This is a genomic window from Thioclava sp. F28-4, from assembly GCF_002020045.1.
GTDB classification, from domain to species: Bacteria; Pseudomonadota; Alphaproteobacteria; order Rhodobacterales; family Rhodobacteraceae; genus Thioclava; species Thioclava sediminum.
Genome location: NZ_MPZQ01000018.1, coordinates 25,254 through 32,449, shown reverse-complemented (window position 1 = coordinate 32,449; position 7,196 = coordinate 25,254). Strand labels below are relative to the sequence as shown.

Genomic DNA, 7,196 nt, shown 5'->3' with positions numbered 1-7,196 from the left:
CGCACCTGCTCCGGCGTGCGGCCCGCGGCGCGCACGTTGCCGACATAGGGATAGTAGAAGGTGCCGTCCGAATTGACTCGCAGACCACCCTCGGCGGGCGTCCGGGTCGAACCCGCGGGCGAGGTCAGCTCGGGATGTTCATAAACCACGATATCGAGCAGGTCGCCCGGCCCGATCCGATAGTTCCAGTAGTCGCTCGAGGGCAGCGTCGTGCGTCCGCCGCTCAGATCGGACGGCGCACCAAAAGTGGCAACATTGGCGAGGCTGAGCCGAACGATCGCGACATCGCCCGCCGCCGGATCCTCGACGGAACTGACATTGCGGGTGTTGACCGGGAAATTTGTGGTCGAGGTGTCGCAGGAGGCCAAAAAGAGCAACGCGCAAAGCGCCGCGAAAATCCTCGTCATTGCCCCCATCGTGCCCTCCTGAGCCTCGTTACCTATGCCTGCCACCCATTCCTCGGCCAAGGGACCTGAGACGGGCTTCATCTAGCGCCTCTGAATAGAGAAGCTGTCGCTGTTTTCAACCGCCCATTCATACTTCGGCATGAATCGTCCGCCAAGCCTTTCAACCTTGTGGCGAGCAGCGCACAGCGTGAAACCGGATTGATTTCATCGCGTTCGTGACACCGTTCAGGCGACGCTACGTCACCCCGGACCTCACGTAGAGGTGATGATGCGCTGTCGCGAATACTCGCCTACGGCGTGTGAAAGGACGTTGACCCCCGGGAACAAAGTTAAGTATCTCTCTATCGACGGTATTCGTACGATTTTCAGTATTTTTCACTCTATCGCGTTAGCAAAATATTAAGATTTGCCGCCGCGATAATGATTTTTATTGCCGGGGGGCAGTGTATGATTGGTCTTGAGTATGTTGTGACAGCTTTTGTTGCGTCGCTGTTAATGGCGGTCCTGATCGTTGCGACCAAGAGCTTTCATGGCAAACTCACGCTCGACGGCGATCATGGTGTCCAGAAAATCCACGCAGCTCCAACTCCGCGCATAGGGGGCTTTGCGCTCCTCGCAGGCGCGTTGGCAGCCGGCCTGACGCTCGATGCGCAGACGCAGGCGCTCTGGTGGACGATCTGTCTTTGCGCCATTCCCGCCTTCGGCTCCGGCGCGATCGAGGACATCACCAAGAAAGTCTCCGCCAAGTGGCGCCTGATCGCCACCGTGTGCGCCGGGCTGATCTTCTGCCTCGTATCCGGCTATCATATTCATCGCTCGGATATTCCCGGCCTCGACTACGTGCTGCTCCACTACCCGGCCTTCGGCATCGCGCTCAGCGCCATCGCGATCGGCGGGATCGCCAATTCGCTCAACATCATCGATGGCGTGAACGGGCTCGCTTCCGGCTCCGCGATCATTGTTTTCTCCGCCTTCGCGGTGATCGCCGGACAGACCAATGACGGACCGATCCTCGCGATTTGTCTGCTGATGATCGGCTCGATTGCGGGGTTCTTTGTGATGAATTTCCCCTCCGGCAAGCTGTTTTACGGCGATGCCGGGGCCTATGCGACGGGGTTCGTGCTCGCGGTGATCGGTATTGTCCTACCCGCCCGAAATCATGAGATTTCCCCGCTGATCGCCGTACTCGCACTCGCCTATCCGTGGATCGAAACCGTGGTCTCCATTCGCCGTCGCATGAAGCGAGACGGCACGCATCCTGGGGCTGCGGACCGCCTGCATCTCCACAGCCTCGTCTATCGCAGCCGCGCGAAACGAATCGCCGAGTCGCTCGGACGCCCGGAGATGCGCAATCCGATCACCTCGGTTGTGCTCTGGTCGCTCAGCTTGATCGCGTGTTCCATCACTGTGCTCAGCGCGACCTCCCCCGCAGCCCTCGGTGCAGGCGTGGGCGTGGTCTTCGTCTGCTACATGCTGATCTACCGCCGCGTCGCGCTTGGCAGCAAATTGCGTCGCGCGATGGCCACTTCCCGCCGTGAACGGGTAAAAATCTAACGCAAATAGGCCCTTATCAACTCGGGCCTCAAGGTGGCGCAGCATGTCTGCGTGTATCTTTTCAGGTGGCGCCGAGCGCTGATTGGCGCATTGAGTCTTACCTATCCTGCGCGGATCGGCGCTCGTCACCACCTCGCCGGGGCCGTAACCGGCCCAAGCGGTCCCTACTTAGCAACCTCGCGATACGGCGCTTCGTCCTGCATAGGTGCAACACTCTCGCAGAGCATCATCCACACCAGAGCCGCGAGAGGAAAAATTGCGAGTCCCGTAAGCATCGCGTGAATCCCCATTCACCTCATACCCGTCACAAATATGTCATATCACAGGATGCGCGAATCGGCATGAAATAAAGTTGCTGGAGCCGCTGTCCATTTGGACAGTTTCTCTGCCCTGACTTAGGTTTAGCCCGAATCAAAAAGGCCCCGCAGATGCGGGGCCCTTCTTATTCTCGGCTCGAACGGATCAGTTCGTGCCGTTGGTCCCGTTGGTACCACTGGTACCGCCGCCGCTGCCCATCGCAGCCGCTGCAAGACCGACACCAATGATCACCGCTGCGACCGGGGTGGCGCCGCTAAGAGTGCTCTTCGTCGCCTTGGGCGTGCAAGTCACAGCGACGTTCCCGTCGGCGTTGTAAACGGCATCGGAAACGGCCGTTTCACAAACGTTATTGGCTTTTGCCCAAGCGACGAGCGCGTCATGGCTGAGATTGGCCGGCGCTTGCAGATCCTGCGCTGCACCCGGAAGGGCGCCAGCGAGAGTAGCTGCCACTGCAATGGCACCGGTAAAGAACTTCGTCATCGAAACCTCCGATTAGGTTGGGATAGGTAAGACATGATAATCTTATATTAATCTTTTGGTGAACCATAGGGTTAATTAATCCCGAACGGTTCAACCGGCTTAGTTGAGCACACCAATCGCGATCTGCCCGACAGTAGGGGAAACCCATTGCCGCCCGGCTTGGATCCGTCCCTTTTTATTGGTCCAATAAATATTGGTGACGGTCATTTTCGGATTGCGGCATTTTTCTTCGTGACGCAGCAAATTCTGCCCCGCGAGGGTTTCGTTTCCGGCTGTCGTCATTTCGCAGCCAAGCAGGACATAATCCGAGTGGTTGTCCGCCGTGAGGAAGCGGTAGGTCCTGCGATAGACGCCGATCTTCGTCCCGCGAAGGGCGGCGAGCGTGGGCCCGGAATCCGCGGCCATCAGATCATCACCTAAACCTCTGGTTGCAACGACCACGCCACGATCCACGGACACCGTGATGTCGTCATCCGTGCGCCAGGTTTCGACCGTGCCGTTACGCCCGGCCAGAGACAGGGTCGCATTGGCGTCGCGAGACGGGATGACTACTTCGAGACCGCGCGCGGGAGCGGTCTGCGTCACCACTTTCACGCCGACGCCCTCGCCTTGAGCTGTAGCAGTCGGCGCAGTCGCGCCCTGCCCCGCGGAACGGCTGCCCGAGAGCGTCACGGTATTGCTCAGATTTTCGAGCTGCGCACAGCCCCCAAGCGCCAGCAGCGCCGCACCGAAAACCAGTGATCTCATCGCCAGAACCGCTCCCAATTGCCGTCGAAGGAGGCGGGCTGATCCTCGCGCACCATCCCGTAAAGCCGGTTGGACACCCCCAGCCGCGCCCCGCCATCGCGCACGATCGGCTGGATCACGGTCGAATAGCGCTGCTTCGTCGTCTGACCCGTCGCCCAGTGCAGCGGGATCGTAATCATGAAGCCCTTGTCGAAGGAGCCCTCGCCGAAATCTGCCGAGGACACATCGGTCTTCGTCGCATAGACGCCCACCTTCCAGCCATTGTCGAAAACGCGCGAGAAGCTCAGCGTCGCGCCCCAGTCGCCCGCCAGATACCGGCCCACATCGAGCTGCGTATAGAACTGGTCGGTGAACTGGTAATAGGCGGACAGATGGCCCGTCGTGACCTCGTAATCGCGCAGATCGAAGCGCTGGTCATAGCCGCGCTGGCGCACCCGGTTGAGCTCAGCCCCGAGCGCGAGACGGCTGTGTTCGGGTGCCCAGAGCAGCTCGGTCGAGACGCCCGCGAACATCGGCTCCAGATAGCCTGCCGTCACACGCCCGAAGAGATCGCGACCGGGACGGAAGAAATAGGCCCCCGTCAGTTCGGGAACCGTGGGGCCGGAATTCTTGTAATAGAGCCAAGCATCCGAGCGCACATGCGGCAGCACCGAATCCGAGGGCCGGTTCGCCTGATTGAGATTGCCGATCACCTTCTGGTTCACGCGCCCGGACAGCAGCAGGCCCGGTGCGATCTCGTATTGCGCATTGACGCTGACACCCAGATCGGCGCGCATCGGATCGTCGGGATCGAACAGGCCCGGGCGCAGATACGGCCCGACATTCCACGAAAAGCGGGGATAGGTTCCGGGCGCAACCGGAAGGTGAGCGGGCGCTCCATCGATCTGCGCATGGGCCCGCATCAGCTCGCCGCCAACCGGGTGGAATTCATAGGCCTCGAGATCGTCGCGGCGGATCGTCGTGGTCGAGACGGGCTGCGAATTTTCCGACAGAGTGATCGCGAAGCGGTCGACGCTCGCCGGGGCCTGCGCACTCAGCACGCGGGCCGCGCGCCCAATCGCCTCGGGCGGCGCGTTGTAGCGGTCGTTTCGGATCTGGATCGCGAGGGTGGAACCACTGAGCTTCGCGCCTTCCAGCACGAGGCCTTGCTGCGCCAAGCCCGGGCGGAGTTTCGCCGCGAGATAGGCCGGATCGTTCGTCCAGCTTTGTGCCGCCTCGACACCAGCGCGCGGCACGACCGGCGGCGGCGCGTCATTGAGCCCGCTCGGATGGGCGTTGTGTTTGGGGTTCAGCGCATAGCTCAACTGCACGCTCAGATCGGTGCCGTAGAGATAGCCCGCCGTGATCGAGGCGTTGTCGCTGAGCTTATATTGCGCCGCAATGTTGATCGGGGATTTGCGATCGAAGGTCGGGCCGTCCTCGCGCGTATAGGCGTCGGAAGAATATTCCGCCATCAGACGCAGCCGATCGCTCGCCTGCCACTCGACGCCCGCAAACAGCGCCGCATCCCCGGTAAACCATTGCTGCGGCTGGAAAGTCCCGCCCTGCGCCCCGGTGCGCTCGCCACGCGTCTTGAAGTGATCGCCCAGCACGCCCAGCGGATTGTCGAAGCCGTTATTCGACCCGAGCCGCCCCCAGCCGATCCCCGCCGTCGCGCGCAGTTTCGGCGTGACCGACTTGGTCGCCACGACATATTCGCCGGAATAGACACCGGTGCCGGTCATGTCGTTGATACCGATGGCCATCGCGGGCCGAAAGCGGCCCTCGTCGAGGAAACGATACTGGATCGAGAAGCTGCGGTCGTAGAGTGTGCCGCTGCCGCCCAAGTAGTTCTTGATCGTCGAATACCGGAAGCCTGCCGACAGGCGCGGCGTGATCTGGAACGCGGCCGAGACGCGGGTTTGTCCTGCGAAGGTGAAGACGTTGAAGCCCAGCTCCGCATCCTCGCGGCTACCCGCGACAGGCATGTCGATCAGGCCGGGGATGCCATAGCTGTTATAGCCCCACGCGCGGTCCGCCGATTGCGCGCAGGCCGGTCCAAACCCGAACCCTGCGAGGGCGCTGCTCGCCATCGCGAGGAATAGAAAACGGGAGCGGTAAGGGCGCACCAACATGTCTGCAAAAATCCGGCTCGGTCACAATCAATCGGAGACCTAGCAGAGAGTCGTACTCCTCCGAAACGCGAATTCACGCTTTCTTAAGGAGCTGTCGCAGATTTGCACGGACGGGTGGCGGTGCACCGCCGAATTGGCCGCTATTCGCCGGCCAAGCGCATGTAGACGTCTTCGTAGCGGATGATGTCATCCTCGCCCAGATAGGCGCCGGTCTGCACCTCGATCAGCACCATCGGCAGCTTGCCGGGGTTTTCGAGCCGGTGAGTCTCGCCGATCGGGATGTAGACGGATTCGTTTTCCGTCACGAGACGGGTCTCGGTTCCCAGCGTCACCAGCGCGGTGCCCTGTACGACGATCCAATGCTCCGCCCGGTGGTGATGGCTTTGCAGGCTGAGCGCCGCGCCGGGCTTGACCGTGATCCGCTTCACCTGAAATCGGTCGCCGGTCACGAGGCTCTCGAACCAGCCCCAGGGCCTGTGATCGCGTGGAAAATCCGTGGCTTGCGCGGCATTTCGCGCCTTGAGCGCACTCACCGCCGCCTTCACATCCTGCGCCCGTGAGCGATGCGCGACAAGAACCGCATCGGGCATCGCCACCGCGATCACGTCCTCGACCCCGATCCCGACCATCTCGATACGCGGATCTTCGGAGCGTAGCAGACTGTCGCGACAATCAATCGCGGTCGCAGGCCCCGAGAGCGTCATCCCATCAGGGCGCGAGGAGGCATGAGCACGACGCACCGCCTCCCAGTCGCCAAGATCGGACCAGCCCGCCTGCACCGGCATTACGGAGACGGTCTTTGCCCGCTCCATGATCGCGTAATCGATGGAGATATCGGGCGCCTCAGACCATGCCTCCGGATCGAGGCGCAGAAATCCCAGATCGGCGCGCGCCGCGGCAAAGGCCGTTTCAACCGAAGCGAGAACCGTCGGCGCATGGGTTCGGGCTGCGGCGAGGATTGCCCCTGCCGAAAACAGGAACACCCCGGCATTCCACAGGTAATCCCCGCTCTCATACATCGCGCAGGCCTGCGCGACGTCGGGTTTCTCGATGAACCGGACCAAAGGCACCACGCCCTGCGCATCTGCCTCGCGACCGGGCTCGAGATAGCCATACCCCGTTTCCGCACGGTCGGGTGTGATGCCGAAAGTCACCAGCTGCCCTGCCCGCGCCGCGGGCTCCGCCGCCGCGATCGCGTGCCGAAACGCGTCTGGATCGGCGATGACATGATCCGACGGAGCGACCAGCATCAGCGCCTGCTCTCCGGCCTTTTGCGCGACCCAAAGCGCGGCCGCGAGTATGGCGGGCGCGGTGTTGCGGCCCTCGGGCTCGAGCATCACCGCGCCCGGGTCGATCCCGGTATCGGCAAGCTGCTCCGTCGCGATGAAGCGAAAATCGGACTGTGTCAGGACCACGGGGGGCGCGAAACCCTCGCCCGACAGCCGTTCGGCCGTGGCCTGAAACAGTGTCTTGGGGCCAGTCAGTTCTGCGAATTGCTTCGGGTAGCTGCGCCGGGACAGTGGCCAGAGCCGCGTGCCCGATCCGCCCGCGAGAAGAACCGGAGTGATCATGTATG

6 protein-coding genes are annotated in these 7,196 nt (G+C 62.1%); 1 reads left to right on the top strand and 5 read right to left on the bottom strand.

What is annotated here, in order from left to right; genetic code table 11:
* Positions 1–488, bottom strand: a 488-nt coding sequence (locus BMI87_RS20155; RefSeq protein WP_210402500.1) for a polysaccharide biosynthesis/export family protein, incomplete at its 3' end; no start/stop codon positions are given.
* A gap of 414 nt (positions 489–902) precedes the next feature.
* On the opposite strand from BMI87_RS20155, the gene BMI87_RS20150 reads away from it, so the two are divergent.
* Positions 903–1,961 carry a glycosyltransferase gene (locus tag BMI87_RS20150; protein WP_246832754.1) on the top strand — a complete coding sequence of 353 codons (1,059 nt, stop codon included), beginning with the start codon at positions 903–905 and terminating at the stop codon, positions 1,959–1,961.
* Between the two features lie 462 nt (positions 1,962–2,423).
* On the opposite strand, the gene BMI87_RS20145 is transcribed toward BMI87_RS20150, so the two are convergent.
* From BMI87_RS20145 to BMI87_RS20130, 4 genes are all read right to left on the bottom strand, one after another.
* The gene (locus BMI87_RS20145; protein WP_078523295.1) at positions 2,424–2,759 is read right to left on the bottom strand and encodes a hypothetical protein; all 336 of its coding nucleotides are present in this window, start codon (positions 2,757–2,759) and stop codon (positions 2,424–2,426) included.
* A gap of 99 nt (positions 2,760–2,858) precedes the next feature.
* Complete coding sequence (locus BMI87_RS20140; protein ID WP_078523294.1) at positions 2,859–3,506, bottom strand: YjbF family lipoprotein; 648 nt, start codon at positions 3,504–3,506, stop codon at positions 2,859–2,861.
* On the bottom strand, positions 3,503–5,620 hold the full coding sequence (locus BMI87_RS20135; RefSeq protein WP_078523293.1) for a YjbH domain-containing protein: 2,118 nt from the start codon (positions 5,618–5,620) through the stop codon (positions 3,503–3,505). The genes BMI87_RS20140 and BMI87_RS20135 overlap by 4 nt, the downstream gene beginning before the upstream one ends.
* A 140-nt stretch (positions 5,621–5,760) precedes the next feature.
* Positions 5,761–7,191 (bottom strand): mannose-1-phosphate guanylyltransferase/mannose-6-phosphate isomerase, encoded by a 1,431-nt coding sequence (locus BMI87_RS20130; protein WP_078523292.1) that lies wholly within the window; start codon positions 7,189–7,191, stop codon positions 5,761–5,763.
* Positions 7,192–7,196: the final 5 nt, after the last annotated feature.